28 protein-coding genes are annotated in these 24,790 nt (G+C 68.8%); 15 read left to right on the top strand and 13 right to left on the bottom strand.

The features are described from left to right. Positions 1-97: 97 nt before the first annotated feature. On the top strand, positions 98-877 hold the full coding sequence (locus ACQPWU_RS28520; protein ID WP_433444797.1) for an alpha/beta fold hydrolase: 780 nt from the start codon (positions 98-100) through the stop codon (positions 875-877). A 766-nt stretch (positions 878-1,643) separates the two neighbouring features. Here the strand turns inward: ACQPWU_RS28520 and ACQPWU_RS28515 are convergent. After that, complete coding sequence (locus ACQPWU_RS28515; RefSeq protein WP_433444796.1) at positions 1,644-2,084, bottom strand: MarR family winged helix-turn-helix transcriptional regulator; 441 nt, start codon at positions 2,082-2,084, stop codon at positions 1,644-1,646. A gap of 122 nt (positions 2,085-2,206) precedes the next feature. On the opposite strand from ACQPWU_RS28515, the gene ACQPWU_RS28510 reads away from it, so the two are divergent. Together ACQPWU_RS28510 and ACQPWU_RS28505 are read left to right on the top strand one after the other, a co-directional pair. Then, the gene (locus tag ACQPWU_RS28510) at positions 2,207-2,659 is read left to right on the top strand and encodes a hypothetical protein (RefSeq protein WP_433444795.1); all 453 of its coding nucleotides are present in this window, start codon (positions 2,207-2,209) and stop codon (positions 2,657-2,659) included. Between the two features lie 120 nt (positions 2,660-2,779). Continuing rightward, entirely contained in the window at positions 2,780-3,661 is an 882-nt protein-coding gene (locus ACQPWU_RS28505; protein ID WP_433444793.1) for a hypothetical protein, read from the top strand. Positions 3,662-5,060: 1,399 nt separating this feature from the next. On the opposite strand, the gene ACQPWU_RS28500 is transcribed toward ACQPWU_RS28505, so the two are convergent. The 3 genes from ACQPWU_RS28500 to ACQPWU_RS28490 all read right to left on the bottom strand — a co-directional run bounded on the left by ACQPWU_RS28500 (position 5,061) and on the right by ACQPWU_RS28490 (position 7,002). After that, positions 5,061-5,222, bottom strand: coding sequence for a hypothetical protein (locus ACQPWU_RS28500; protein ID WP_433444792.1), 162 nt, complete (start codon positions 5,220-5,222; stop codon positions 5,061-5,063). A 477-nt stretch (positions 5,223-5,699) separates the two neighbouring features. Next, on the bottom strand, positions 5,700-6,095 hold the full coding sequence (locus ACQPWU_RS28495) for a VOC family protein (protein ID WP_433444791.1): 396 nt from the start codon (positions 6,093-6,095) through the stop codon (positions 5,700-5,702). A gap of 70 nt (positions 6,096-6,165) precedes the next feature. Then, a complete protein-coding gene (locus tag ACQPWU_RS28490) occupies positions 6,166-7,002 on the bottom strand; it encodes a helix-turn-helix domain-containing protein (RefSeq protein ID WP_433444790.1) in 837 nt (278 codons plus the stop codon). 116 nt (positions 7,003-7,118) lie between these two features. Here ACQPWU_RS28490 and ACQPWU_RS28485 point away from each other — a divergent pair, with 116 nt between their 5' ends. Further along, positions 7,119-7,466 carry a DUF4158 domain-containing protein gene (locus ACQPWU_RS28485; RefSeq protein WP_433444789.1) on the top strand — a complete coding sequence of 116 codons (348 nt, stop codon included), beginning with the start codon at positions 7,119-7,121 and terminating at the stop codon, positions 7,464-7,466. Between the two features lie 197 nt (positions 7,467-7,663). Next, positions 7,664-7,969, top strand: coding sequence for a Tn3 family transposase (locus ACQPWU_RS28480; protein WP_433444788.1), 306 nt, complete (start codon positions 7,664-7,666; stop codon positions 7,967-7,969). A gap of 192 nt (positions 7,970-8,161) precedes the next feature. On the opposite strand, the gene ACQPWU_RS28475 is transcribed toward ACQPWU_RS28480, so the two are convergent. Continuing rightward, a complete protein-coding gene (locus ACQPWU_RS28475; protein WP_433445303.1) occupies positions 8,162-9,946 on the bottom strand; it encodes an acetolactate synthase large subunit in 1,785 nt (594 codons plus the stop codon). A gap of 346 nt (positions 9,947-10,292) precedes the next feature. Between ACQPWU_RS28475 and ACQPWU_RS28470 the strand changes: the two genes are divergently transcribed. The 5 genes from ACQPWU_RS28470 (at position 10,293) to ACQPWU_RS28450 (ending at position 14,048) form a co-directional block, all read left to right on the top strand. Next, positions 10,293-10,955 carry a hypothetical protein gene (locus tag ACQPWU_RS28470; RefSeq protein WP_433444787.1) on the top strand — a complete coding sequence of 221 codons (663 nt, stop codon included), beginning with the start codon at positions 10,293-10,295 and terminating at the stop codon, positions 10,953-10,955. Positions 10,956-11,220: 265 nt separating this feature from the next. Further along, positions 11,221-12,129 carry a tyrosine-type recombinase/integrase gene (locus tag ACQPWU_RS28465; RefSeq protein ID WP_433444786.1) on the top strand — a complete coding sequence of 303 codons (909 nt, stop codon included), beginning with the start codon at positions 11,221-11,223 and terminating at the stop codon, positions 12,127-12,129. Positions 12,130-12,328: 199 nt separating this feature from the next. Further along, positions 12,329-13,384, top strand: a complete 1,056-nt coding sequence (locus ACQPWU_RS28460) for a hypothetical protein (RefSeq protein WP_433444785.1) — start codon at positions 12,329-12,331, stop codon at positions 13,382-13,384. A 114-nt stretch (positions 13,385-13,498) separates the two neighbouring features. Continuing rightward, positions 13,499-13,768 (top strand): hypothetical protein, encoded by a 270-nt coding sequence (locus tag ACQPWU_RS28455; RefSeq protein ID WP_433444784.1) that lies wholly within the window; start codon positions 13,499-13,501, stop codon positions 13,766-13,768. Positions 13,769-13,907: 139 nt separating this feature from the next. Then, positions 13,908-14,048 carry a hypothetical protein gene (locus tag ACQPWU_RS28450; protein ID WP_433444782.1) on the top strand — a complete coding sequence of 47 codons (141 nt, stop codon included), beginning with the start codon at positions 13,908-13,910 and terminating at the stop codon, positions 14,046-14,048. A gap of 1 nt (position 14,049) precedes the next feature. Here ACQPWU_RS28450 and ACQPWU_RS28445 read toward each other — a convergent pair whose 3' ends face one another. Next, positions 14,050-14,211, bottom strand: a complete 162-nt coding sequence (locus tag ACQPWU_RS28445) for a hypothetical protein (RefSeq protein ID WP_433444781.1) — start codon at positions 14,209-14,211, stop codon at positions 14,050-14,052. 123 nt (positions 14,212-14,334) lie between these two features. Between ACQPWU_RS28445 and ACQPWU_RS28440 the strand changes: the two genes are divergently transcribed. Beyond that, the gene (locus tag ACQPWU_RS28440) at positions 14,335-14,580 is read left to right on the top strand and encodes a hypothetical protein (RefSeq protein WP_433444780.1); all 246 of its coding nucleotides are present in this window, start codon (positions 14,335-14,337) and stop codon (positions 14,578-14,580) included. A 39-nt stretch (positions 14,581-14,619) separates the two neighbouring features. Here ACQPWU_RS28440 and ACQPWU_RS28435 read toward each other — a convergent pair whose 3' ends face one another. Further along, positions 14,620-15,210: a recombinase family protein gene (locus ACQPWU_RS28435; protein ID WP_433444778.1), complete on the bottom strand. Its 591-nt coding sequence runs from the start codon at positions 15,208-15,210 to the stop codon at positions 14,620-14,622. Positions 15,211-15,564: 354 nt separating this feature from the next. Here ACQPWU_RS28435 and ACQPWU_RS28430 point away from each other — a divergent pair, with 354 nt between their 5' ends. After that, complete coding sequence (locus ACQPWU_RS28430; RefSeq protein ID WP_433444777.1) at positions 15,565-16,152, top strand: dihydrofolate reductase family protein; 588 nt, start codon at positions 15,565-15,567, stop codon at positions 16,150-16,152. A 166-nt stretch (positions 16,153-16,318) separates the two neighbouring features. On the opposite strand, the gene ACQPWU_RS28425 is transcribed toward ACQPWU_RS28430, so the two are convergent. Both ACQPWU_RS28425 and ACQPWU_RS28420 read right to left on the bottom strand, forming a co-directional pair. Beyond that, positions 16,319-16,477 (bottom strand): hypothetical protein, encoded by a 159-nt coding sequence (locus ACQPWU_RS28425; RefSeq protein WP_433444776.1) that lies wholly within the window; start codon positions 16,475-16,477, stop codon positions 16,319-16,321. Between the two features lie 775 nt (positions 16,478-17,252). Next, positions 17,253-19,112 (bottom strand): DUF4158 domain-containing protein, encoded by a 1,860-nt coding sequence (locus ACQPWU_RS28420; RefSeq protein ID WP_433444775.1) that lies wholly within the window; start codon positions 19,110-19,112, stop codon positions 17,253-17,255. A 443-nt stretch (positions 19,113-19,555) separates the two neighbouring features. Between ACQPWU_RS28420 and ACQPWU_RS28415 the strand changes: the two genes are divergently transcribed. Further along, a complete protein-coding gene (locus ACQPWU_RS28415) occupies positions 19,556-20,413 on the top strand; it encodes a phosphotransferase enzyme family protein (protein ID WP_433444774.1) in 858 nt (285 codons plus the stop codon). Positions 20,414-20,923: 510 nt separating this feature from the next. Here the strand turns inward: ACQPWU_RS28415 and ACQPWU_RS28410 are convergent. Then, on the bottom strand, positions 20,924-21,766 hold the full coding sequence (locus tag ACQPWU_RS28410; protein WP_433444773.1) for a helix-turn-helix transcriptional regulator: 843 nt from the start codon (positions 21,764-21,766) through the stop codon (positions 20,924-20,926). A gap of 143 nt (positions 21,767-21,909) precedes the next feature. On the opposite strand from ACQPWU_RS28410, the gene ACQPWU_RS28405 reads away from it, so the two are divergent. Then, positions 21,910-22,689 carry an NAD(P)H-dependent oxidoreductase gene (locus tag ACQPWU_RS28405; RefSeq protein ID WP_433444772.1) on the top strand — a complete coding sequence of 260 codons (780 nt, stop codon included), beginning with the start codon at positions 21,910-21,912 and terminating at the stop codon, positions 22,687-22,689. Between the two features lie 109 nt (positions 22,690-22,798). On the opposite strand, the gene ACQPWU_RS28400 is transcribed toward ACQPWU_RS28405, so the two are convergent. Together ACQPWU_RS28400 and ACQPWU_RS28395 are read right to left on the bottom strand one after the other, a co-directional pair. After that, positions 22,799-22,936 (bottom strand): hypothetical protein, encoded by a 138-nt coding sequence (locus ACQPWU_RS28400; RefSeq protein WP_433444771.1) that lies wholly within the window; start codon positions 22,934-22,936, stop codon positions 22,799-22,801. Between the two features lie 480 nt (positions 22,937-23,416). Continuing rightward, complete coding sequence (locus tag ACQPWU_RS28395) at positions 23,417-23,788, bottom strand: VOC family protein (protein WP_433444770.1); 372 nt, start codon at positions 23,786-23,788, stop codon at positions 23,417-23,419. Positions 23,789-23,867: 79 nt separating this feature from the next. Here ACQPWU_RS28395 and ACQPWU_RS28390 point away from each other — a divergent pair, with 79 nt between their 5' ends. Further along, the gene (locus ACQPWU_RS28390) at positions 23,868-24,329 is read left to right on the top strand and encodes a MarR family winged helix-turn-helix transcriptional regulator (RefSeq protein WP_433444769.1); all 462 of its coding nucleotides are present in this window, start codon (positions 23,868-23,870) and stop codon (positions 24,327-24,329) included. A gap of 77 nt (positions 24,330-24,406) precedes the next feature. Here the strand turns inward: ACQPWU_RS28390 and ACQPWU_RS28385 are convergent, their stop codons facing one another. Then, on the bottom strand, positions 24,407-24,784 hold the full coding sequence (locus ACQPWU_RS28385; RefSeq protein ID WP_433444767.1) for a nuclear transport factor 2 family protein: 378 nt from the start codon (positions 24,782-24,784) through the stop codon (positions 24,407-24,409). Between the last annotated feature and the right edge of the window lie 6 nt (positions 24,785-24,790).

Raw genomic sequence — 24,790 nt, 5'->3', positions numbered from 1 at the left:
CGGGACCGGCCTGCGGTGCGGGTGGCTCTGGCCGATGTGCTCAAGCCGCACGTGTACGCCAACGACAACAAACTTCGCCTAGGCTAGGGAGATCGCGATGCCACACACCAGTTCGGACATTTACTGGGAGGAACACGGCCAGGGCTCTTTGACACTTGTCATGTTGCCAGGATTCGGCGCCTCGACCGACCTCATGACCGGAATCGCGCGACACCTCAGCGGGTTCCGCGTCTTGATCTTCGACTTGCCCGGACATGGTCAGTCCGTACGCGCGCCGGCGGACGGGAGACTGCCCACGCTGGCCGCGACCCTGCATGAGGCGATCAACGACGCGTGCGCCGACGCTTACTGCCTGGTCGGCTATTCCCTTGGTGGTGCGATCGCGGTGCGTATCGCGCTTGACCACCCGGATGAGGTGCGTGCGCTGGTTGGTGTTGTTCCGTGGAACGCCGCGGGGACGACTGCCGGGGACGAAGTGATCGCCGGCTTCGATGCCGCGTACGGCAATCTCGAGGCCCTCACGCAAGCAGTGGCGGCAATCTCCGTGGATCCGTCGAAGACCTCGAGTCTGACGAGCAGCATGCTGACCGTCACCGAGCAGATGTGGCACGGCTGGCTGGCCGGCGGTGCGCTGACAAGCCAGGCCGACGAGCTGCCTGAGATACGCATACCGACCTGCTACATACTCGGCGGAAAGGACATCGTCGTAGATCAAGCCAAGCAGCTCGACGACGTGCGGCGCATCCCCGGAAGCCGTGCGGTCCTGCTGAGCGAGCTCGGACACCTGTGTGGTCTCGAGATGCCCGACGTCGTCGCGAACGAGATCTCGCACTTCCTGGAGAAGGAGATACGCGCCGATCCAGTTGAAAGCCGTTGAGAGGCCAGAACGCCGAGGGAGTGCGTGGTGAGCCCCACGATGACCAGGCAGGTGAGGAGCGCGAGGCTGAGCAGTAACACGATCGTCAGCCGCCGCCGGTTCGCTGGTGCACAGGGATCTCCTGGGCGGTGTCGGGCGAGATCATCGCCTTGGACAGTATCGGCAGCGCCGTCGCTGCCTGTGGTCAGCGGGGTTGGTTGCGGATGGTCCGGCCACGTTCGGTGATGAGCTCGTCCAGGGCGTGGTCCGTTGCTCCGCGCCGTCCTTGGTCAGCAGATGATCGCCCTGGATGACCTGGTGGAACCGGTTGATGCGTTCGGCCGCGTCGAGGCCGCGAATGCCGATGGTGATGCTGGTCTGGGTGGCGTGGAAGGTGGTGACCGGCCTTCAGCGGCGGTGCGGGCAGCGGCATTCATGCGGCCACGCGGGCGCATCTGCTTGCGGGCGTCGGCGGGGTCGAGACCGTCGATGGCGAGGTAGCACAGGAACGGGCCGGGGGCCTGGCGGGCATGCCTTCGGCGGAGAGGGACGGTGGGGGCGTCCGTTGGCGTGGCGGCCTGCCGTTGCTGACCGGGGTTCGGGCGAACCGGTCAACTTGCCGACGGTGAAGGCGCTGCCGTCCCAGACGGCGGCGAGGGCCAGGTCAAGGTCGGCGCGGTTGCGCGGGCCGCGTTCGGCGGGGTGTCGACGGATCAGGGTGGGGACGTGGGCCTGCCGGATGGTCCGCTTCAGCATGTTGTGAATCTCCCGCAGGGTGTCCGGATCGTCAGCCACTGTCGAGGACTCGTTTGAGCAGGTCGGCGATCATTTTCGATTCCGAGGGGGAGAGGGCGTGCAGTAGTTCATTCTGGGCGTCGGCGATGAGGGCGCTGAGCCTCTCCAGATGGTCTTTCCCCGCGGGGGTGAGCGTGACGATATTGCGCCGGCCGTCGGCCGGGTCGGGACGCTGCTGCAGAAATCCTTGCTCGACCATCGCATTGACCCCCGTCACCACATCGCTGCGATCGATGCCGGTGCATCTGCCCAGATCGGCTTGGCTGGATGGGCCGAACTCATCGAGGGCCGACAGCATCGCGAACTGGCGTCGGGAACTCGTGCCGGCTAGCGCTCGGTCGGTCAGCCGGTTGGCCGCGATCGCCGTCTGATTGATCAGCCAGCTCGGCAGGGCGCGCAGGCGGGCGGGTGTCGGGTGCGTAGTGCTGTCCACCTCGCCAGGTTAACCGATTGTTGGTGTCACCATCAATCTTGTGTATGGTTGGTGGCACCATCATTGGTGGCACCCACAGAAGTCGGGGTGCTGCCTGACCGCCACGTCACAAGGAGACTCGGATGACTGTGAATCCCGCATCGCGCCCCAGCCTGGGCCGGGCGCTCGGCGAGCTCAACCGGCTGGTCGGCACGTTGCACCGTCGCGCTCTGGCGGACTTCGATTCGGATTTCGCGACCTGGATGCTGCTGACCCTGCTGGAGGAGGAGGGCGTGGCTCTGTCGGTGGAGGAGGTGGTTAGGGGGCTCGACCAGCGTATGGACCTGACCGAGGCGGACACGCTGCGGCTGCTGGAGCGCGCCGCGGCAGCCGGCCATGTCGCCTACCTTCACGACAGCATCCCCGCCACGGCGGAACTGACCGAGGCCGGCACGGCTCACTTCGCGGCGTTGTATGCGCATGCGCGCGAGAGCACTGACGCGGCTTTCGAAGGCATCGATCAAGCCGATCTCGACACCGCTCTCACAGTGGCGTTGGCGGCCAAGGAACGCGCTGCGGCCGCGCTGGCCGAGTGACTCGACACCAAAGGAAACACTGCCATGTCATTTCTTTCTCGATTCGCGCGAGCGAGCGCGGTCACCGCGCAGACCCCGCTCGCGCTACGTGCGGCTGTTGTCGCGCTGTTAGTCAGCCTGATGGCGGCGCCGTTCGGGGTGACCGCGGCGTCGGCTGACGCTGACACGAATGCGGCGAAGTACTACGGCATGTGGAATTACGACCAACCCAATGTCGCGACGCTGAACAACGTCGCTGTGCTGGCCTGTCCCGACGGCGGTGGCGAATGCGACCAGCTACTGCCGCTGCCGCTGCAAGTACCCCAGGTCGGCTGGGTGGTGTTCTCCCCTGGTCCCAACGGGACGGTCAACGGGCACACCGATCAGGGCTGCACCTGGAATTTCCGCGTCCATCCCACCGGGCTGGAGTTGTCGTCCACCACCCAGGAATGCTTCAACCCGGCGATCGGTCACTCCAGCAACCTCACGAAATGGTCCGTCCAGGTCAAGGGCAACCGGGAGACGGAGCAGATCACGGCTCTCAGCCATCAGCCCAACGGGGCAGAGCTCATCGGCACCATGAAATCCGGCTCCCGTACCAAGGTGGTCGGCGGCCAGGACAACGGCAAGTTCGTCAAGCGGTTCCTCGGCGACTACCGCTACAACCCGGCGGACCGCCACACCCTCACCAACGTCGTCTCCACCGACAAGGGCACGGTCTACCCGGAACAGGGCACGGTCCGGTTCAGCCCCAAGCCTAAGAGCCGCGGCAAAATCAACGCGCACACGCCGGACGGCTGTGACTGGACGCTCTCCGTGCGCGGCAACACCGCCGAACTCGATCCCGCCACACAAACCTGCCACACCGCGAATGGCGACAGCTCACTGCACTACTGGGGGCTGGTCACCGACGACGGAAAGCACATGAACGGCTTGCGCGCCGGATCCACCACCGCACCGGGCCAACCCCCGACCAACACCTTCCTGTTCGTCGGCGCGCTGACCAGACCCGCGAACAACTAACCCACACCCGTGGGGATGGTTCACCGCTTCCCCGGAGGTGAGCCATCCCCAATCCTCAAGGCTTGACCGACCCCACAATCCGGGTGTCGCCATCGACCCCGTGGCGGTGGCGCTTGCGGTCACGGCCGAAGCGTATCTCTCGGTCGCTGAACGAGCCGATCCCTGGGAAGCCTGCTCTCCCCAGTCCGAGGTCCACCAGGACCCGGTGCGCGCCGGTGTCGATAAGGAAGGAGCCGATGCTGACCGGGAGCCGGCCGTCGGCATCGAGGTAGGGCGCGTGGGCGGCCCACCCGTCCGGACCGACGCGGGGAACAGGACGGCCGGGTCGAGATGCGCCTCGCCGTCGGGCAGGTAGGTGACGGTGGTCGTCCCCAGGGCGATCTGACTTCGCGATGCCGCGTCGAGCACGATATCTCCTCATGTGTCAGGCGAGCTTTACCTCAATAACAATTGGTTAGTAAAGCGGCGAGCGACAAGTACGCACTTACAAGTGCGTACTGTGCTGCCCGGCCCCACCAGGACGAGCCGGACGCGTCCCCGACCGGAGCGGGAATTCCTACGGCGGGATGAGGGCCCCGATCACACGTCACCGCCGGCCCAGCAGAATCGGCGGCATCGCTCGTGCAGCGCTTGTCCTCACACATTTCGAGTACGACTACCTACCGGCAATTCGCTGAGATCACGTCAGTGGGTCGAGTTCCCACTTGGTGTCTGCATCGCGTGACCTGCACCGCCACACGGACTGAGCCTCAGGCGTAAAGGCGGAGTGGGAGATACGGTGGTGCTGAGCGACCGCGACAGCCTCACGCGTGAGCAGGGCCACCCGGATCCTGGCTGAGCCGCCGGGCTGCGGACCCGGCCGATGTGACGCTGATCACATTCCTTCGAGTGGCGTCACACTTCGGCGCCCAAAGCAATCTTAAGGGTGTTCTCAATGAGAGAGCCCGCCGCATGGAGCCGCTCCGTGCACAAGAAGTCAAGCACCTTTTTGACTCGACGTACTCCGCGACGCCGGACAGGTCGTCGAGGAGCTCCCAGAGCAGCAGATCGCCCGCCACGTCCGCGTAGAGCAGGCGCCGCAGCCACACCACGTCGCGCGGCAGCGCCCCGGCGCGCGGCGAGGCCGGGCCGCGCAGGATCTGCCACAGCGCCCACGCGTTGAGCACGCAGATCGCCGCGGGCAGGAGCCGCGCCCCGTCGTCCCACGGCCAGAAACTCGCTGTCGCGACGACGGCGAACCACCGCCCGCCGTCGTACCCGGCGGCGACCGCGGCGGCAGTCAGGTAGAGCGCGACGGCGACGGCGGCCGGACGCCCGAAGCTGGTAGCGGGCGACGGCGGCCCGGAGTAAGGCGACGATGCGGATGATCTTATTGGACCGGCCGGGCCGCTCGGGCCGGTCAGCCGAGGCCGAGGTAGGACAGGACGACGGCCACCCGCCGGTGCAACAACGCGTCCGAGTACTGCGACAACACCACGACCCCGACGACGGGATGCGTGGCCCGGACGCGGTGCGCGGCTTTGATGCCCTCGAAGCCCTGACGCCATCCGCCGCCCCGCATACGGATGGACGATCACGTCGGGCGCCGCGGACGCTCGCGCGCCGCGGGGCCTCGCAACGGGCCACCCTGCCGCCGTCGGCTTTCCTCGGGATGGCCGGTTCGAGGCTGGCCGGCATCCGGTCGGCGCCGCCGCCCAGTGTGACCCTCAGTCGCCTGACCAAGGCCAGGTCGCAGTGGACCACGTGTCCGTTGCCGGCCGTTGACGCGGATCAGCCCGCTGGACAGGTCGTTGTCCACGCCGCTGCCGGCCTCCTACAACTGCCGCGACCAGGCCCGTGGCGCCTCATCGGTGCCGCTGGCCAGCCACCGCTGCTCCCAGCCCTCTCCAGGGAACTCGGGCAGCCACTCCAGCACTCTCGTCACTCCGATGCGTGATCTCTCGCCGTGCCCGATCGGGCACGGGATGCAGTTCACAACGCGGGCCGCCGCCTGTCACCCTGTTCCAGCCCGAGCAGCAACAGGCAGCTCAGGTGTGGCTCAGCGCAGTTCGCCGGTGATGATCCACAGATGGCCGAATGGGTCGCGGATGCGGCCCGAGCGCTTGCCATAGGACCGGTTCTCGATCGGCACGACCACCTCGGCGCCGTGGGTGATCATGCGTTCGCCGACTGCGTCCGGGTCGGCCACCTCGATCTCGAGGAGAACTGCGGAGCCGCCGAGATCACTTGGTGAGAGCCACCCCCACGATGAGACGGCGGGCGAGACTCGGAAGGACGAGCCACCGATGCGGTGATCAACGACGGTGGGTCGGCCATCGTCGCTCAGTGGAGCCCGGAACACTTGCTCGGCGCCAAGGGCGTCCTGGTAGTACGCCGACGCGCGGTCCGGGTCAGGCACGATTAGACGAGGAGAAATGTTGATATTTGGCGTCATACACCCATCGTGGAGTCGGGCGCCGGAGGTGTCTTGAACATTTGGGAACGAACCGCGCCCGCATCGACCGTCAACTGGGGCCTGGTGGCCGGTCGCCGGCTGACATACTCTGCACGGTCAGGCCTTCGGCCCGCAGCCACTCGGTGGGCGTGCACCCGGTCAAGGCCCGCCACTCCCGAGTGAAGTGCGCCTGATCGGCGAATCCCGACGCGGCGGCCACCGCCGCCAGAGCGACCTCTCCGGCACCGGCGGCGGCCACGAGCCGGCCCCGGGCAGCCTCGAAGCGGACGAGCCGTTGATACTCCTTCGGCGTCACCCCGAACTCGGCACGAACCATACTGCCCAGGTGCCGCCGGGAACGCCCGAGCAGCTGAGCGGCCTCCTGCACCCGGGTGGTCCCGGACAAGACCGCGAGCGTGGCCCGCAGTTCGTCGTCGTTGGCGCGTGCGCCGTGCCGGGCCAGGCCGGTGAGCAGGGAGTGTTCGACGAGGGCGCGACGTTGCGGCCAGGACCGGCAGGCCGCCAGGCGCTCCGGCAGGTCCGCCATCGCCGGGACGACGTCGGCGAGGTCGGCGATATGCCCGGCCAGCGTCGCCGCCGGGAGTCCCAGCAGTGCGCTGGCACCCAGTGGGCTGAGCGTCACCCATACGCCGCGCGTACATCCCTCTTGCCTCAGCTCAGCCGCGCTCAGATGGAGTCCGGCTACAACGGCCCGGAGCCGTGTGCGCGAGCCGGGCCGCCCGACCCACGCGATCTCGAGCGAGTCCTCCTCGGGGATCGTGATCGACACCGTGGACGAGGGAAGCCCGCGATGAACGCCGACCGAGCCAGGCCCAAGATCGTACGCATCCAGCGTCGTCACGAACGGCGCCAGCGCGGTGGACATCCGATCAACAGGCACGGTCACCCTGCCACAGTACGGCGGCTGAGGCCGTGTAGCCGACGCATGCCGGCAACAAGGGATGCCCGTAACTCGGATCTGCGGCTGGACGAGCACGTGCGCGTCCACGGCAGGGCAGCGGCGTGTGCACCGTCCTGCTGGACGACCGCGGCTACGTCGCGCTACTGAAGCTGGCGGAGATGGACTGGGCGCAGGAGATGACCGACAGCGATGAGAAGCGGCTGTCGCTGATGGTGTGGCTGAAGTGCTGTCAGCGGCTGGGGCGGTTCCCGCGGCTGGCCGAGATCCCGGCCCAGGTGATCGAGCACGTACGGAATGGGCTGGGCCTGCCGGAGCAGGTCGGCATGATGGACGTGGCTGAAGGGGGTGCCCCCTTCCAAGATCGCCCATTTCGCGGCCGAGGCGCGGATGACCGGCGTCGCCGCGGCCGTGGACGCGGGCTATCCCGAAAACGCCGACCTGGCCATTGATGAGCAGGGCCGGCCCTCGCTCAAGACCAACAAGTCCGCCGGGCGCAGCGCCGAGGCGCTCAAGCCGGCCACGGCGGTCAAGGGCCGGCTGCCGGAACGCTCGCTTCTGGAGATTCTGACCCGGACCACCCGGCATCTGCCCCGGTTGTGGGGGGAGGGGAACGCGGTGGCCGCCGACGGTACCAAGTACGACATCTGTGGACAATCTGATCGCCGAGTTCCATATCCGGTACGGAGGCTTCGGCGGCGTCACTTACCCCCACATAGCCGACAATTACATCGCGCTGTTTTCCAGGTTTGTGCCGTGCGGGGTGTGGGAGGCGGTCTACATCCAGTCGTTCCCCGTCCTTGGTTCAGTGCGCCTGTTCGGGTTCGAGCTGCTGCCGCGCATCCGCAACTTCCGGGCCCTGACCTTCCATCGGCCTGAGCCGGGTATGCGCAACCGGCACATCGACGCGCTGTTCGGCGAGCCGATCCATTGGCAGCTGATCGAGGATCGCTGACAGGATCTGACGAAGTTCGGCGACTACGTCTACAACCTGAAGCGCCGCTGGAGGACATGGAAGTCCACCTCGACCTCGAGGGGGAGGCGGGGGCTCGGCGTTGACGAGCCCCCGCGCCTGGCGGGGGGTGGCGAAGAACACGCCGACGCGCGCCCGCCACGGGGCGATGAGGTGCCGCGAGCCGCGGTTGGCTCAGTAGTCGGCGTCCCAGGTCGGGGCGGTGTCGCGGGCGATGCGGATGTCGTCGTTGGAGGCTCCGGCCGCGATCATCGGCCAGACCATCTCCTGCTGGTTCACGCGGAAGTCGATGACGACGGGGACGTCGTTGATCTCCATGGCCTTGCGGATGGTCGCGTCGAGGTCCTCGGCGTGATCGCAGCGCAGGCCGACACCGCCGTACGCTTCGCCCAGAGCGGCGAAGTCAGGCAGCTGCGGGGTGCTGCAGTCGACGCCGAAGTGACGGTCGTCGAAGAACAGGGACTGGAGCTGGCGCACCATGCCCAGGCCGGAATTGTTGATGACCGCGACCTTGATCGCGATGCCCTCGACGGTGCAGGTGGCCAGGGTGCGGCAGGTCATCTGGAAGCAGCCGTCGCCGTCGACGGCCCACACGGTGGTGTCGGGATGGGCCAGCTTGGCGCCCATCGCGGCGGGCAGCGCGTATCCCATTGTGCCCGCGCCGCCGGAGTTCAGGAACGAGCGGGGCCGTTCCAGCGGAAGGTAGTGGCTGGCCCACATCTGATGCTGCCCGACGCCGGAGACATAGACGGCGTCGGGGCCGGCGAGCTGCCCGATCCGCTCGATGACCTGCTGTGGCGCCAGCGAGCCGTCGGCGGGCCGGTCGTAGGTCATCGGGTGGGCGGCGCGCAACGCTTCGATGGCGTCCCACCAAGGTCCGGAAGCCGGCCAGGGGGTGGGGCCGCCGATCTGGCGGACCGCTTCTATCAGGCCGGTCAGGACGTCGCGGGCGTCGCCGACGATGGGGATGTCCACCGCGCGGTTCTTGCCGATCTCCGCCGGGTCGATGTCGGCGTGCACGATCTTCGCGTGCCGGGCGAAAGTCTTCGGGTCGCCCGTGACGCGGTCGTCGAAGCGGGCTCCCAGCGCGACGACGAGGTCGGCTCGCTGCAACGCGGTGACCGCGGGCACCGTGCCATGCATCCCCGGCATGCCCAGATTCTGCGGGTGGCTGCGCGGGAACGCGCCGCGGGCCATCAGCGTGGTGACCACGGGGACGCCCGTGAGCTCGGCGAAGGTCATCAGCTCGCCGGCCGCATCGGCTTTGATGATCCCGCCGCCGGCGTACAGGACCGGCCGCTTCGCCGCGCGCAGGGCGGCCGCCGCCTGCGTGAGACTGCGCGGGTGCGGGCGCGACGTCTGGGGCACTCCTGGCAGGTCGATCCGCTCCGGGCGCACGTACGGCGCATGTTCCTGCAGGACATCCTTGGGAATGTCGACCAGGACCGGGCCGGGGCGGCCGGTGGTGGCGACGTGGAAGGCTTCCGCGATCGCACGCGGGATGTCCACGGCCGCGCGCACCAGCCAGTTGTGCTTGGTGATGCCCTGGGTGATGCCGCAGATGTCGGCCTCCTGGAAGGCGTCGGTGCCCAGCAGGGGGCGAATGACCTGGCCGGTCACCGCCACCACAGGCACCGAATCCATCGCGGCATCGCACAGCGGCGTCACCAGGTTCGTCGCGCCGGGCCCGGAGGTCGCCATGCACACCCCGGGCCGGCCGGTCGCGGTGGCGTAGCCGGCCGCCGCATGACCGGCGTCCTGCTCGTGCCGCACCAGAATGTGGCGCAGCCGAGTGGAGTCCATCAGCGGGTCGTAGGCGGGCAGGATCGTCCCGCCCGGCATCCCGAAAATGAGCTCCACGCCCGCTTCTTCCAGGGCCTGGACCAGGATCTGGGCACCCGTCATCGTCTCTGTCACAGCGTCTTCCTCATGTGAGCGCGCGTGTGCGTCATCCCCGATGGGCTCGCAGACATCGCACGTTGCTGGATTCGGACGGCTCTCACCATTCCGCGAAGAGCGGATCGCGTACGGATCGAGCGACGCGATGGAGAGCCGGAGCAGACAACCGCACGAGGATCTACTCGAAGCAGTAACGACGAACCCGCCCGCGACCCCGTGATTTCAGGGCCTGCCCGGTGTCTCCGCAGGTTCCGTCCGCCCACTATAGGCGCCCGCGCCAACTGATCGGCAACCACCCCCGAGGCACGCACGCGAATTACATGGCGAGATCAGAGGCAAACCCCTCGATTCCCAACGTGATCAACAAGTTGCTCGTCATGGGCCGCCAAGAGAGCCGAGAGCACCGATGCTCAACCACGGCTGCCTGGCATCCGTACCCGCCCCCTCCCTGGTCTGCTGCGTCAACCGCGACTTCGTACTGACCGTCCGCCACGGCGAAGCCCCCGACCTGGCCGCCGTGCGCCGCCGCCTGGAAGACCAGCACGGCCTCTGGCCCGCGGCCCAGAGGCCGTGCGAGACCGAACGCGCCCAATTCACTGCGGTGTTGCAGACCATCCGATCCTCCGGAGCCGGCCTGGAGGGGTCGCGCATGGTCGGCCGGGACCTCGCCGACAAGCTCCGCATTGTGCTCCCCGGCGTGGAGGAGGTGACGATCGGCCGCGTGCTGCACAAGGCGGGCATCGAGATCGCCATGCGCGTGCAGGCGGGAGCCTCTCCAGGAGACATCGCTGCGGCCTTCACCATGGCCGTTATCGATTTGGTCGCACCCGCGCTGGGCGACGACCAGCCCGGTGAACGCGCCGAACCTCCGCCGGGCCCGTGCTGGATCAGGAACGGTGCCACGATCGCCACGGCGCCCCGGTCGCTCGTGCCAAGGCATCCCTCGCCACCGCTCGGGGTGGCTGCGCCAGCTACCACCCCCGGCTTCGCGAGGTCATGCGGATTCGCCGAAATGCATCCATGCGGCCCGGAGGGCCGCCGTCGACATCCTTCGGGAGGGTCCCGGTGACAGCGGACACCGGACACCGATGACCTGGCCGTACTCGAGGGTGTGCCGGGGACGGCACCGAACCTGGAGGCAGGGCTTCTGGCGCTCGCGGCGCTGTCACTGCCGGCCACAGCCGTCCCGGGTGCTGAGGATCGCATCGCTACCGCCGCGGCGATGAAGGACCCGTACGACACCTACCTGGCCAGCTTGGACAGCGACGAGTCACGGCGCAGCATGGGCGGATGCCTCGACCGGATCACCCGCCTCATCCTCGGCTGCCCGCTCGATGATGCGAGCGTCAGCGGACGCGGCCCAGCAGTGGTGGCTGCTGCGCTACGAGCACACCGTGCACCTGCGGGCCCAGATCCTCCGGCAGGGCTGGTCTGACGCCTACGTCAACAAGCATCTGAGCGCACTGCGCCGCGTGCTGGAGGAAGCCTGGCGGCTGGGCGGGATCACCGGAGAGGACTACCAGCGCGCCCGCAGCGTCAAGGACGTCAAGATCGAACGCGGCCCCGCCGGCTGCTACATCCCCGACGAGGTGATCGGGGCGCTCCTGGCCACCTGCCTGGCCGACGACACCCCCGCCGGCGCACGGGACGCCGCGCTCATCGCCGTGCTCGACAGCTGCGGCCTGCGCCGCGCCGAAGCAACCAACCTAGCGATGAACGACTACGGGGCCTTGACCGCGGGCAGGCTACGCGTTGTCGGCAAGGGCAACAAGGAACGGCATCTGCCGCTCTCGTCGTTCGCCACCGGGCTGCTGGAGCGCTGGCTGGCCATCCGCGGCGACGGCGCCGGAGCGCTGTTCCCACGCCTGGAACGCAACGGCGCCCCGCGGATGAAGAACGGCCGGCCCCGGCACATGCAGCCCCAGGGCATCGCCGACATCCTGACCAAGAGAAGCCAGCAGGCGAAGACCCGCCGAGTACGGCCCCACGACATGCGCCGCACCTTCATCAGCAACATGCTGCCGGTCGTGGACGCCATCAAGGCCGCCAGACTGGCCGGACACGCCAGACCGGAGACGACCATGGCCTACGATCTGCGCCCCGCCACCGAGCTTCGGGACGACATCGAGAGGCTGCGCGTTCCGCCTGTCCGCCCTCTGAACCGCCGCCCGGACGACCAGCGCGCCCTGTATAGCAGCCCCGGCCCGGCGGCCGAGCTTTCCGGCGCCCTGGAGAAGAGGTAACGATGTTCAACCTTCGCGCCAGCGAGGAGTGCGGCCAAAGGGTTCAGCCCCGAGCGCCTGCGGCCCCTCGCCTCCCGGTCGATGACCCTGCAGGATGGCCGGCAGAAGCTGGTTGCCGTCCCCGCGTGCCCGCACTGCGAGGTGGACTGAACGTCCGCAACGACGGCCGGGACCGGGGTGCGCCTCCAGCGGGCCGAAGGTGTCCTGGCCGAACAGCGCGGACGCGATGGACCCGGCGCTGCTCCCGATCGCTGACGGCCACGGCTGCCCCGAGATGGAGGCCGGAGTGCCCGGTACCGGCGGCGACAAGCCCTGCGAGGTCTGCGGCGACCCCCTTGAGATCTGCGCAGATCAGCGGCGCCTGACCTACGAACGTTGCTGCCCAGCGTGCTCGACCCGGGACACCCACGCGTGTGGCACGTTATGCGGCATCAGCTGGGGCGTGTGCCCCGATCATGGAGCGACGCTCGCGGTCAGCAGCGCGGCCACCGCATGCCAGGAGTGCGGCCGCAGCTGGCCGGACGACCGGTTGAACCAGCCGTGCCCGGACCCGATCACCAGGACTGAGGAAGCACGACATCTCATGCGTACGGGCATGTGCGGTGGCCACGCGATGGCGCTCGCCGCGGTGTACGGCATCGAAACCGAACCGCTCCGTCCAGGTCAGGCCGCCCCCGAAGCCGGGGAATGGGACTACGGGGGTGAGGCCGCCCTGTACGTGCGCCGCCGCTACCAACTGCCGACGGCCAAGCGGCGCGCCCGCATCATCGTCAACGGTCTGCCGGGCACCATCCTCGGCTTCCGTGGCGCCTACCTGCAGGTGCGCTTCGACAGTAACCCCACCGGCCGCGTCCTGCGCCACCCGACCGCACACGTCACCTACCCGACAGCCGAGCAGCCCGGGCCCGAGCCTGCCCGCCGGCCAATCGGCCCGCCTCCAGCAAGGAGATGCCTTGTGACCACGCAGCCGCCTCGGCTCACCCGCGCCCATGCCACGCCGCTGCTCCTGCCCGCACCTGCCGGACACCTCCCCCGAACGGTTCTGGTGCTCACCGACGATGAACGCCTCACCTACGCCACCGCGCAGGCCGTGCTCGATGGACAGGCCGGGAGCACCGTCCTCACCCGAGCCGAGCTGCTCAACGCGGAGATCCGCGTGCTGCCCGGCACCGGCGGCCGTCTCGCCCCGGCTGCGTCCTCCGGCTGGACGACGTGCTCCACTACCTCAACGAATGGCTGGCCAGCGAGCATCTGACATCCGCTTCGGACCCGGCGACACACCTGAGCAGGGGATGACGACCTCAGGCAAGCAAGGAGCCGCCGGCACCCGCGCAGGGAGACACCGCGACATGATCCATCCACACGCAGCATGTTCCAGCGCCGAGTTCGCCGCCGCGTGGTGGGCGAACTCGGGCACGGGCGGCGAGTCCGGCTCCAGGTGAGCCACCACGCCGTGGACCCGATCCTGGGCGACGCTCTGGCCGAGGCGGAGATCGACCTGAGCGACGGGCGTCTGGCGTTCGCTCTTCCTTCTGCCGCCATGGAGATCACCCATGACGCTGTTGTCGTCCAGCACGCCGACACCGCTGATCCTCCGCAGATCGTGTGGCAGCCAAGCTCCGATCAAGCCGGCTCGTAGGTTCCGCGCGGCCGCACGATGCCTGGTGCGATTCCGCCGCCCGGCGAGGCTCTCGCTGGGCAGGAGCGGGAGCACCTCGTGGTTCCACAGTCGCGGTTTCGCAGGTCCGCGGCTGGTGCATCAACGAACGGAGACGAACGTGAGCGGACTGTACGACGACGGCGCCCGCGACGGATCTGCTGGCCCAGCGGGCTTCGAAGGTCAGGACGCCGAGGATGACATCGGCAGCTACGACGACGGCGCCTGCTACGGGCCCGATGACAGCGAAGGACGGCGATGAATCACCGGCAGCAGATCGGCGTCACCTGTCTAGCGCTCAGGCGTATGAGCGGCGCAGCGCCCGCGTCGTCTTCGTCGAAGAGCTGGCCGACGCCGCTCGGCAACTGCAGGTCCAGCGCGCCGAAGTTCGCCGACGAGAACGCCACGGCGTTCGCTGCGGACACACGCCGGCTGTTGGCCGCCGCCGGTGAGCTTCACATGCGCGCTGGCCAGCTGGACACCCTCGACCGGCGCGCACGTACACGCCCACGCCCGGCGGGCTCGCCCTACCGTGACTGGCCGTACTGATGTCGGTGGCCTACGGGGGCCTCGGCTTAGCTGATGAGATTCACGGTGCGGCGGAAGGTCGCGGCAGCGGCTTCCAGGTCCGCGAGGACCATGCGCCAGTCCGCGGTCTCGTCCTCGTCCATGTCGACCTAGTTCTGTTCGCCGAACTCGCGGGCGAACTCGCCAACGTGCTCGGCGGTCTCGGCCAGCTTGTTCAGCACGGTCCCGACGCTCATCCCGCCGGTGGGGCGGTGCGGAATCGGTAGAGCAGCAGCGGGATCTTCGGCAGCGGCACGACGTTCTCCTCAGGAGGTCAGGGGCTGGTCAGTGGGGTTGCCTTCAGCAGCGGCCGTGAGGGTCTTGTGGACGACGCCGACGGAGACCTTCACCCCGGCGGCGATGGTGCGGATGGATTCCCCACGCCGGCGACGGTCGAGGATCGCGGCGCGTTTGTCGTCGTCGACCACCGGGCGGCGGCCGCCGACCTTGCCCTGCTTTCGGGCGGTCTCCAGGCCGTTCTTGGTCTTGCGGACGATGTCGCGGCGGCGATCCTCGGCCAGGGCGAGGGCCAGGTCGAGGATGAAGGAGCGTTCGGTGTGCTCGCCGACGGCTATGCCCTCCAGCACCTTGACGCCCACGCCTTGCTGGAACAGGTCGTTGAGGACGATCAGTCCTTCCAGGAGGTTGCGGCCGAGCCGGTCGACTTCCTGGACGGTCAGCAGGTCGCCTTCGCGGATGTAGGACAGCGCGGTGAGGAGGTCGGGCCGGTCGCTGGTGGCGAGCTTGCCGCTGGCCTTCTCCTCGATGACCGTCAGGCAGATCGGATCGAGGGCGTCGTGCTGCCGCTGGGTCTTCTGCTTGTCGGTGCTGACCCGGACCAGTCCGATGAGCGCCATGGCGAAGCACCTCCGTTCATCAAACGTCACGCGCGAGGTACCTGAACGGCAGCAGAGCGCGATCGAAGATGAACGGAAAAATGAACACCCGAACCGGACACGGCGCACGGAGGTCCCCGTTCGGCCGGGTGTTCTTGGTTGCGTTCGTCAAACGGTCGTTAGATGAACCTGGACGAAGAGCGCGACCTGATCACCGGAAGGCGCGACGCCACGCGGCTCGGCTTCGCTTCATGGGGTGTGGTGATGAGTTTTGACTGGGCGCGATGAGTTCTGCTGTTGAAAGCGGTCCACCTCAGGACCCCATGTAAGACGGGCCGGGAATCACCGGGCCGAGCAATACAGAGGAGGACCCTCATGGGCAAGATCTTCAGCCACATGACGATGTCGTTGGACGGATACATCGCGCAACCGGATGACCAGGTCGGCGAGCTGTTCGACTGGTACGAGTCCGGAGACGTGGCCGTGCCGAACCCCAACGAGGACATCTCGGTCAAGGTCGATGACGCGGGTGCGGAGGCATGGCGAGACCTGACCGAGAACACCGGCGCGCTCATCGCCGGCCGCCGCCTGTTCGACATCGCCGGTGGCTGGAACGACAAGCATCCGGCCGGCGCACCCGTTGTCGTGGTCACGCACCGCCCGCCGGCGGATGCCGCCGCCAGGTGGCCGACGACGACGTTCGTCGACGGAGTCGAAGCGGCGATCAATCGGGCGAAACAGATCGCCGGCGACCGGAACGTCACGATCGCCAGCGCGAACGTGACGCAGCAGGCACTCGCTCTCGGCCTGGTGGACGAGGTGTGCGTCAGCCTCGTACCGGTGCTGTTCGGCGAGGGTATCCCGTACTTCTCCAAGATCGAGGGCGGGCACCTCCTGCTCGACGACCCGATCGTCATCCAGAGCCGACGTGCCTTGCACTTGCGGTATCCGGTCCGTCGCTAGCCTCTGTTCGGGGCCGGTCGCACGCGCGAGCTCACCGATGAGGCCGCCGCCATCGCGGTCCGGCCGGCCAGGGCCCGCCGCTGCCGCGTGATCATGACACGTTGCCTACTCTAAACGGCGGGCCGCCAGGGCTGAGCGGTGCCAGCCCTGGCCCAGCCCCCGTGCGTCACGGGGTGCTGGGTCGCCCGAGTGGGACGCCGTCCAGCTCCAGGTGGCGACTCATGTCGAGCTCGAAGCGCCCGTACAGGTTCAGATGGGACCAGAACAGAGCCGTCAGCCCGCGCCGGTCGGCCGGGCTCAGCCGTTTTCGCCCGGTAGCGCTCATCCGTTAACGCTACGTGGGGATCCCGAGACATTACAGAGAGCTACTTTGGGCTGGTTGCATGGACCCGAGTGGGGGGCCGGCTGCGCCGCGCCGAAGTGGTCGGCCTGGACCTGGACCAGCCGGAGCCAGCCGACCCCGCCCGGCTGCGCCAGGCCAAGAAGGCGCGCCTCGTTGGTCTGCGCGGTAAGGGCCGCACCAGTTGCACCGTCTTCCTCGGCCGCGACGCCCGCCAGGCGCTGGCCGACTACCTGGCGGCGGAGCGGCCGGGTGACGCCGCCGCCAGCACCGTGGCGGCCGCTCTGCTACTGTCGACCCCCTCCATCGCTGCCTGCCGCCCCGACGGCCGCCTGTCACCCCGCTCGATCAACACCATCCTCGGCGAGATCGGCCGCCTACACCACGCCCAGGTGTCCGACCCCGAGCACAGGCTCGGCACGCTTCGCCCGCACGACGCCGGCACACCTTCGCCTTCGCGCTGTCTTAGGACTCCGGCCACAACCGCGCCGAGCTCGAGCGGCGCCTCGGCCAGGCCAACGACCGCTACCTGCGCCTGTGCGCCAACCCGCCCGACGACGTCGCCGCCGGGTATATCGAGAATCTGTGCCCCGCCGAGATCCCCACAGTGCCGCTGCTGCCTTCTGACCTGCGCAAAACGCCCATCGCGTGTACCGGGTGATCGCAGTCTTACAGACACCCCAAATCGGGCGGATATGGCTCTGAGTAATAGTCTCCTGAGGGAAGCAAACCGTACACCGTCCCCGGCAGCCGAAGCGCATCACGTCAGGTCAACGCCGTGGCCGCTGAAGTCGACGGCGACCTGGTGACCATCATTTGGACGCGGAAGTCGTGGGGATGGGGACCGAAATCTTGGCCTGAACCGGTCAGGTGACGCTCTCACGTCGCCGGAGACGTGGGTGAAGTGGTCCAGGTAGCCGGTCCAGGAGTGCACCTCCAGCAGGGCTTCGGGCAGGTCCACGATGGGCATGCGGGCGTCGATGTCGGCGCGCAGCGCGGTCAGCGAGGCGGGCTCGTCCAAGCGGTCCAGGCCGGTGAGCACCAGGTGGTCCTTGCCATTTTCGTCTTTGGCCAGGCGGACCCAGTCGTTGCGGCCGTCGTCGTCGCCGGCCAGGCCGGCGGCCAGTTGGCGGTAGGCGAAGTCCAGCGTGCCCGCCCATCGCTCCACATCGGCGCCGGGCCGCGGGGACAAGTTCAGCTCATCGCAGATGCGGGGCCGGGACCGCTCCCACTCGGCGCCCTTCAGCAGCCCGGCGGTGGGGTCGCCCCACTTGCGCAGGCCTGGCACGAACACCTCATGGCGGCGCAGCGATTCGCGCAGCCGCTCGACGGCCGCCACGGTGTAGGCGCCCTTGTTGAAGGTGCCCGCGTGCTCGCCGCGCTTGGGGAAGACGCGCCGGTGCCAGGCCGAGGTGAGCAGGTCCGCGGGAACCTCGCGGGGGTCGATGTCGGTGCGGCGGCGCTCGATCGCTTTGAGGAAGTCCACCGCTTGCAGGACCTCATGGCCGCGCCGCACCCCTTGCCCAGGTGTCTCGGCCACGCCGGCGTCGAAGTCGAGGTGCTTGAGCAGCTTGGGCAGGAAGCGCCGGACGGTGGCGTAGCGATCCAGCAGTTCTTCTTGGAAGTCTTCATCCGGTTCGCGGGCGATGTCGCCGATGACGTCGGCGGCGGCGTGGATGGCGGCCAGATCCATCTCATCGAGGGCGGCGCGGATGTCGCCGTCGAGGATTTCGGCGACGGAGCGGATCTTCAGCCACACTTCACGCAGCACGATCGCCGCGGTGTCGAGGTCTTTGAGGGTGCGCATCCGCTCCTTACCGGCTCGATGCGCCGAGGTGCGCAGCAGATCGCCGACCGCCAGGTCGAACACCTCGATCGCGTCGTCGGCCGACTGCGGGGCCATGGTCGCGGCGAAGGCGACCAGGGTGGCGAGCCTACGGTCGCCGGCCAGTTCGGCGACGGCCTGGGCGCGGGCGGCGTGGGCGAAGCGGGCCAGCGCGGCGATCTTGCCGGGCGGCACCGCGCTCAGGTCCCAGCCGGCCGCGCCCAGGTCGCGCAGTTCCACATGCCGATCCAGGGCTTTGACCAGGCCGGTGCCGCTGACGTCGGTGGGGCTTTTGCGTAGGCGGTCCAGCCGGGAGACCCGCAGGCCCGCCTCGACCTTGACCAGGTTCTCCAGCACGACGACCTGGTTCGGGCTGGGGGCGGCGGCAAGCAGCGCGTACTGGCGGGCGGCGACGCGCTCGCGCAGCGCGGCGATCAGCCGCTCCAGGGTGGTGACGCCGGGCAGCAGGATCTTGGCCTCCAACAGGCGGTGGGTGGCCAGGTCGAATAGCACGATCGGGCGCTCGCCCGTGGTCCAGGCCCGTTTGTAGAGCCAGCAGGCCAGCGCGAACCACTGCTCGCCGGCGAAGGCGGTGAAGCCGTAGGCGGTGCGGATCTGCTCCTGATGATCCCAGCGGGCCTCCTTGCTGCCGTACCCCTTCAGGTCGGCCGCCTGCAGGCCGAGCTGCTCGGCGACGTAGTCGACCACCGCGGCGGGAGCGTGCTCGGGATCGTCGAGGAAGCAGTTCCGCTGTTCACCGGCATAGCCGAACGCGTGACGGCCGTACTCGGGCACGAGATAGATGCGGATGGGAACTACGGCAGAAACGGGCCGCGCTCTTGGGGATGAGGGGAGGCTCACTACGTTCCCAGGGGATTGACACCCACGCCCTCCTCCGACACCGGCAATAAACCGAATGCACGGAACCGACCGGGTGGTGTTGCATACAGACGTGACCGGCGGACCCCTCGCACTCCTCCAGGAAGCAGTCGACCGTACACGGGCGCTGACGCAACGCCGGCCGCCGGCTCAGCGGCGACGGCTGCAGCACGGCGCTGCCTCGGGGTGATCCGGACGTGAGCGCTCTCCTTGACCGTCCCCTGACGGCACGGGACGACGACGGCCTCGGGGTCCGCTATGCCCGGCCGCGCCGACCTGGTCACGACGCGTCAGACGCTCGGCCGGCCCAAGGGCCTGCGCCGCACACATCAACTCCGGCAGGGAGAGGCACCGAACACATGAAGGACACCGAGATCCCGCGGGCGGTGGCCGCGGCCGTCGACACGGCCGCCGAGTACGGTCTGGGCGCCGACGACGCCGCTGTGCTGCACAACTCGAACCGGATCGCCGTCCGGCTGCGGCCCAGCGGCGTGCTCGCCCGGGTCGCGCCCCTCGCGCACCGCCTCGACTTCGAGGTCGAGATCGCCCGGCACCTCGCCGGGACCGGCAGCCCAGTGGCGGGTCTCGATCCGAGGGCCGAGCCCCGCGTCCATGTCCGCGATGGCTTCGCCGTCACCCTCTGGACCTACTACGAGCCCACCGCCGCACCCGAGAGCCACCCGCCCGCTGCCTACGCCGACGCCCTGGCCCGGCTGCACGCCGGCCTGCGCCGCATCAACCTCGCCGCACCGCACTTCACCGACCGCGTCGCCGACGCCCTCCGGGTGGTCGAGGACCCCGCCGTCAGCCCGGACCTCGGCGCCGCGGAACGCGCCCTGCTGACCGACACCCTCCACGAAATCAGCCGCGCGATCCTGGACCGCGGCACGCGGCAACAGCTCCTGCACGGCGAACCGCACCCCGGCAACCTGCTCGCCACCGCGGACGGACCGCTCTTCATCGACCTGGAAACCGCCTGCCGCGGCCCCGTCGAGTTCGACCTCGCGCATGCTCCGGAGGACGTCGCCGCGCACTACCCGGGCGCCGACTCCGGGCTGCTCGCCGACTGCCGGATCCTCAGCCTCGCCCTCGTGGTCTCCTGGCGTTGGGACCGCGACGACCAACTCCCCGACGGACGCGGAAGGGGCCGGGAGTGGCTCGCCCAGCTGCAGGCCGCCCTCGACCGCCGGGAGCACGCCGCCAGTGGCGGCCGCTGAGCGGCGCCCCCGCCGAACTGGCCACACTGCGCCGCCTGGTCGGCGACGGCGTCTCGGTCACCGAGGCCGCCCGCACCCTCAAGATCGGCCGCTCCACTGCCTACGAGGCGCTGGCCCCGCCCATCCGCCGGCCATTACGCCGCGTGACTTTGACAGCATCCGAGCGAGCGAACACGCGACAGCTGATTACGCGAGGTCGCCAGTTCTGAACCCGTAGAGGAGAGCGCCCTGCCGCTGCCCCAGATCCCGCTCGACGACCCGCGTGTCCTGGCCCTGGCCCTGGCCAAGGCTCACCAGCAGCTCGCCCCACGACGGGCGCTCGCCCCGACCTGGGAGGAGCTGACTGACAAGGAGCGGGAGGGCTCCCTTCCCGATGCCCGGACACCACTCCGCGTCCGAACTCCAGGCGAAATCCTGGGCACGCCTGCCTCTTCCGCCTCGGCGCAGACACAGCCGAACGCATCACTCGCGAAGACGCCCCGCCAATCGCCGCTGCGGACCCCAACGGGCTTATTTCGTTACCGGCAGGCCTTTCACTGTGGGATGTCCATCACCACTGAGCGCGCCCAGCAGGCGCAGCCCGTCCTCGGTGGGGCTCCCGGGTGCCGCGGACAGCACCAGCAGCTCCATGCCCGATTCATCCGGCAGCGCGAAGTTCTCCTGGTGCAGTTCCAGCAGTCCGACCAGCGGGTGCCGGTACGCCTTGCGTCCATGTGTGCGGGCGCGTACGTCCGCGCGGGCCCAGAGGCGGCGGAAGCGCTTGCTGCCCATCGCCAGCTCGCCGATGAGCGAGGCCAGGCGCGGGTCGTCGGGGTATTTGCCGGCCGCCAGTCGCAGGTGCCCGACGACGTCGAGGGTGCATTCCTCCCAGTCGGCGTACAGGCCGCGTTCGGCTTCCTCAAGGAAGATGTGCCGGGCGGTGTTCAAGCCCGGCATCTCCCGGCCGTAGAGGAGCCCGGCGAGGCGGTTCGAGGCGACCACGTCCAGCCGGTGGTCCATGATCAGGGCGGGCGCGTCGGTGACCAGGTCGAGTACGCGCAGCAGCTCCGGCCGCAGGCGCCCGCTGGGCGACTTCGCGCGGCGGCGGCGCTGCCGGGCAAGCCGGTACAGGTGCCCGCGTTCGGTCTCGTCGAGGCCGAGGACGCCGGCGAGCGCGTCGAGGACCTGCTCGGAGGGCTGGGTGGCGCGGCCCTGCTCCAGGCGTACGTAGTAGTCGACGCTGACCCCGGACAGGTGCGCGACCTCTTCGCGGCGCAACCCTTCGACGCGGCGGCGGCTGTCGGTGGGGATGCCGACGGCGGAAGGGTCGACCCGGGAGCGCCGGGTGCGCAGGAAGCCCGCGAGATCGTCCATGCCCCCAGTATGGCTCCGGTAGCGCACGTGAAGGTGGTCCTGCTGTTACCAGGAAGTCCCGTCCGATGGAAGAGGCGTCCCTGAACGACGCGGCCTCGGCGGCCGAGCATCTATGGCGACACACTTCCTTGAAGGGAACAGCCATGAAGACGCTCATTGTCTACGCCCACCCTGAGCCGCGTTCACTGAACGGCGCACTGAAGGACCTCGCCGTGTCCACTCTCGAAGCCGCCGGGCACGAGGTGCGGGTGAGCGACCTGTACGCGATGAACTGGAAGGCCGTGGTGGACGCGGCGGACTTCGGCGAGCACGCCACGAGCCCGCTGCAGGTGATACCGAGTTCGGCCGGGGCATACGACGCCGGCGCGCTCACGCCCGACGTGGCGGCCGAGCAGGAGAAACTGCTGTGGGCCGACACGGTGATCTTCCAGTTCCCCATGTGGTGGTACACGATGCCCGCGATCCTCAAAGGCTGGGTGGACCGGGTGTTCTCCTACCACTTCGCGTACGGCGTCGGAGTGCACGACGAGACCCAGTACGGCGAGCGTTTCGGTGAGGGGACGCTGCAAGGGCGGCGGGCGATCCTGTCGGTGACCGTCGGGGGCTTGGAGTCCCACTACACCGATCGCGGGATCAACGGCCCGATCGAGGACCTGCTGTTCCCGATCCACCACGGGATCCTGTACAACCCGGGCGTGGAGGTGCTGCCGCCGTTCGTGCTGTACGGCACCGACCGGATGACCGACGAGGACTACCCGGACGTCGCCAAGGCATGGGAGCAGCGCCTGCTCACCCTGGAGTCGACCGAGCCGATCGCGTTCCGGCGCCAGAACTTCGGTGACTACGAGATCCCATCACTGCGGTTGAAGGAGGGCCTGGAAGTGCCGGGCCGCAAGGGTTTCGGCCTGCACGTGCGGGATTAGCCGCCAGCGAGGGACAGGACGAGCGACCACCCGCATCAGAACGGCCAGTGACGACAACCCGAGCCCCGACGGCTCGCTGCGGAACCGGCCCCGGTCCGGGGCCGGCGTCTCATTGTCGGACGGTGGCCGGCCAGCGGCGGACGTCGGTCATCGCGGTGCCGTCGCTGTCGGCGTCGATCCAGGCGGCCAGGTCCGCGATGGAGATGTGGGCGAGCGCACGAGACCAGGCGTCCTGGGCAGCCGCCATGGCTCGGGCGATGGCGCATGGTCGCGAGCATCGTTCGGCGGGGAGGCCGAGCGGCCCCCGCTGTCTGATCTCGGCACATCGGTAGGCCGGTTCGTCTCCGTCGATGGCCTGCAGCACCTCCAGCGCGCTGATCTATGAGGCAGTCCTGGTGAGGGTGTAACCGCCGATCTGGCTCGCGACAGCGCCTGCAAGTGCTTGGCCGGTAACGCCGGGGGAGTGCCGTGCAACTCGGCCAGCCGTGCCGCCGGCACTGGCTCCTGGGCCCGGCTGAGCGTGACGCAACTGTGCAGTGCCCATTCCACGCCGGCTTCACCGGGCTGTGCCGCCGCAAGCGGTGACCTTACCGGCCCTCCGTAGGCCTTTAGCCTCTCCGCCCACCCGGCGGCGAGGATGTAGCTGGCGGGGGTGAAGCCCTCCAGGAATCGGATGCCGGAGGGAGCGAGAAGGGCCCGGCCGGGGCGGGGGAGAGGGCGGTCACGGTCAGCCTCCGTGTGCGGTGAGTGTGTAGCCCTCTGGGCCCTCGAAGGAGAACATCGGCCCGAAGGGGCTGTCCGTCATCGGGGTGAGGATCTTGATCCCGGCGGCAGTGAGCTGGTCGTGGAGCTTGTGAGCATCGGAAGTCTGGAACCAGAGCACCACGCCGAGACCAGGCCGTGCGGCGTTGGCGAGGTCGATGCCCGGGAGGAGCTCGCGGACGGCGAACGGGGTCGGCTTGGTGTCGAACACGACCCCATGCGGCGGCGAGACTGCGGCCCGGCGCAGGCCCAGATGCTGCTCGCAGAAAGCCGCCGCTGCGTCCACGTCGCGGACCTGCAGGGCTACGAAGTCGGGGCCGTCGATGGCGACAGACATGGTCTTCCTCGATTCTTATGTCAGAACTTTGACATAACCGAGACTAGAACGCCGGGGTCGCCCATGTCAAAATGCTGACATGATGGAGAGCATGCCGGCCGAGCCACCCCACCTCGCGGAAGACGTCACCCAACACGTGGGATACCTGATCAAACGCGTTCAGGCGGCCCTGCGCGGTGCCATGGACGGGGTCCTGCGCGAGCACGGGCTGACCGTGCCGCAATACGCCACTCTCGAGCTCCTGGCCCTGCACCCCGGCATGTCCAACGCCGACCTCGCCCGCGCGACCTTCGTCACCCGGCAGTCCGGAAACGTCGTCCTGCGGGGCCTGCAGGAAGCGGGACTGATCACCCGCCCCGCCACCGCCGACCACGGCCGCGCCCGGCCCGCCCACCTCACCGAGGAGGGCCACAGAAGCCTGGCCGCGGTCCAGGCCGCCGTCTACGCCATCGAACGGCGCATGGTCAAGGCGATCCCGCCACAGCGCATGGCAGCGCTCCTCACCGACCTCGACCGCATAGCGGCAGCCCTGGAGGAATGACCTGCCAAAGCCGGGCACTGCGTCCTGCAGACCGGGCCAGTGGTTCGCCGGCATTGCCGCACGTCACCGCTCGTGCATCATCCTTTGAGGCGCGGGCCGGCGTGCCCGGCCAGACACAGCCAGCGGCCCTCTTCCTTGACCCAGGTCTGGGTCATCGGCATCCGGAACGTCAGGCGGTCGCCTTCGCCGGTAACGACGTCGTCGGCCGCCACGCAACGCAGCACCGCGACCTGCCCGACCACCACCACCTCGGCATCGGTCAGGGACTGCTTCTTCCACCTGATGGCCCCGGCTGTGTTGGACAGCACATAGTCGTCTCGATCGAACTGCTCGCCCAAATGCGACGTCCAGTGAAAGTCCGGATGCAGCAACCGGCGTAGCCGATCAGGATCTCCTGCGGCCAAAGCGCGGGCGCGCTCGAAGGCCGCCTCGATGACCTCCTGCTCCGCATTCATGTCCGG

It is taken from the genome of Nonomuraea sp. CA-141351, from assembly GCF_050944675.1.
GTDB lineage: Bacteria > Actinomycetota > Actinomycetes > Streptosporangiales > Streptosporangiaceae > Nonomuraea.
The sequence above is the reverse complement of the archived record's forward strand: the minus strand, read 5'-3'. Positions and strand labels throughout refer to the sequence as shown.

Excerpts from the sequence above, each read along its gene's own strand:
- ACQPWU_RS28405 (WP_433444772.1), top strand. The coding sequence starts at position 21,910 with ATGAAGACGCTCATTGTCTACGCCCACCCTGAGCCGCGTTCACTGAAC.
- ACQPWU_RS28495 (WP_433444791.1), bottom strand. The coding sequence starts at position 6,095 with ATGACGCCAAATATCAACATTTCTCCTCGTCTAATCGTGCCTGACCCG.
- ACQPWU_RS28470 (WP_433444787.1), top strand. The coding sequence starts at position 10,293 with ATGCTCAACCACGGCTGCCTGGCATCCGTACCCGCCCCCTCCCTGGTC.
- ACQPWU_RS28430 (WP_433444777.1), top strand. The coding sequence starts at position 15,565 with ATGGGCAAGATCTTCAGCCACATGACGATGTCGTTGGACGGATACATC.
- ACQPWU_RS28410 (WP_433444773.1), bottom strand. The coding sequence starts at position 21,766 with ATGGACGATCTCGCGGGCTTCCTGCGCACCCGGCGCTCCCGGGTCGAC.
- ACQPWU_RS28500 (WP_433444792.1), bottom strand. The coding sequence starts at position 5,222 with ATGCGGGGCGGCGGATGGCGTCAGGGCTTCGAGGGCATCAAAGCCGCG.
- ACQPWU_RS28510 (WP_433444795.1), top strand. The coding sequence starts at position 2,207 with ATGACTGTGAATCCCGCATCGCGCCCCAGCCTGGGCCGGGCGCTCGGC.
- ACQPWU_RS28435 (WP_433444778.1), bottom strand. The coding sequence starts at position 15,210 with ATGGCGCTCATCGGACTGGTCCGGGTCAGCACCGACAAGCAGAAGACC.
- ACQPWU_RS28395 (WP_433444770.1), bottom strand. The coding sequence starts at position 23,788 with ATGTCTGTCGCCATCGACGGCCCCGACTTCGTAGCCCTGCAGGTCCGC.
- ACQPWU_RS28415 (WP_433444774.1), top strand. The coding sequence starts at position 19,556 with ATGAAGGACACCGAGATCCCGCGGGCGGTGGCCGCGGCCGTCGACACG.
- ACQPWU_RS28440 (WP_433444780.1), top strand. The coding sequence starts at position 14,335 with ATGTCGGTGGCCTACGGGGGCCTCGGCTTAGCTGATGAGATTCACGGT.
- ACQPWU_RS28425 (WP_433444776.1), bottom strand. The coding sequence starts at position 16,477 with ATGAGCGCTACCGGGCGAAAACGGCTGAGCCCGGCCGACCGGCGCGGG.
- ACQPWU_RS28390 (WP_433444769.1), top strand. The coding sequence starts at position 23,868 with ATGATGGAGAGCATGCCGGCCGAGCCACCCCACCTCGCGGAAGACGTC.
- ACQPWU_RS28520 (WP_433444797.1), top strand. The coding sequence starts at position 98 with ATGCCACACACCAGTTCGGACATTTACTGGGAGGAACACGGCCAGGGC.
- ACQPWU_RS28385 (WP_433444767.1), bottom strand. The coding sequence starts at position 24,784 with ATGAATGCGGAGCAGGAGGTCATCGAGGCGGCCTTCGAGCGCGCCCGC.
- ACQPWU_RS28465 (WP_433444786.1), top strand. The coding sequence starts at position 11,221 with ATGATGCGAGCGTCAGCGGACGCGGCCCAGCAGTGGTGGCTGCTGCGC.
- ACQPWU_RS28455 (WP_433444784.1), top strand. The coding sequence starts at position 13,499 with ATGTTCCAGCGCCGAGTTCGCCGCCGCGTGGTGGGCGAACTCGGGCAC.
- ACQPWU_RS28400 (WP_433444771.1), bottom strand. The coding sequence starts at position 22,936 with ATGGCGGCTGCCCAGGACGCCTGGTCTCGTGCGCTCGCCCACATCTCC.
- ACQPWU_RS28505 (WP_433444793.1), top strand. The coding sequence starts at position 2,780 with ATGGCGGCGCCGTTCGGGGTGACCGCGGCGTCGGCTGACGCTGACACG.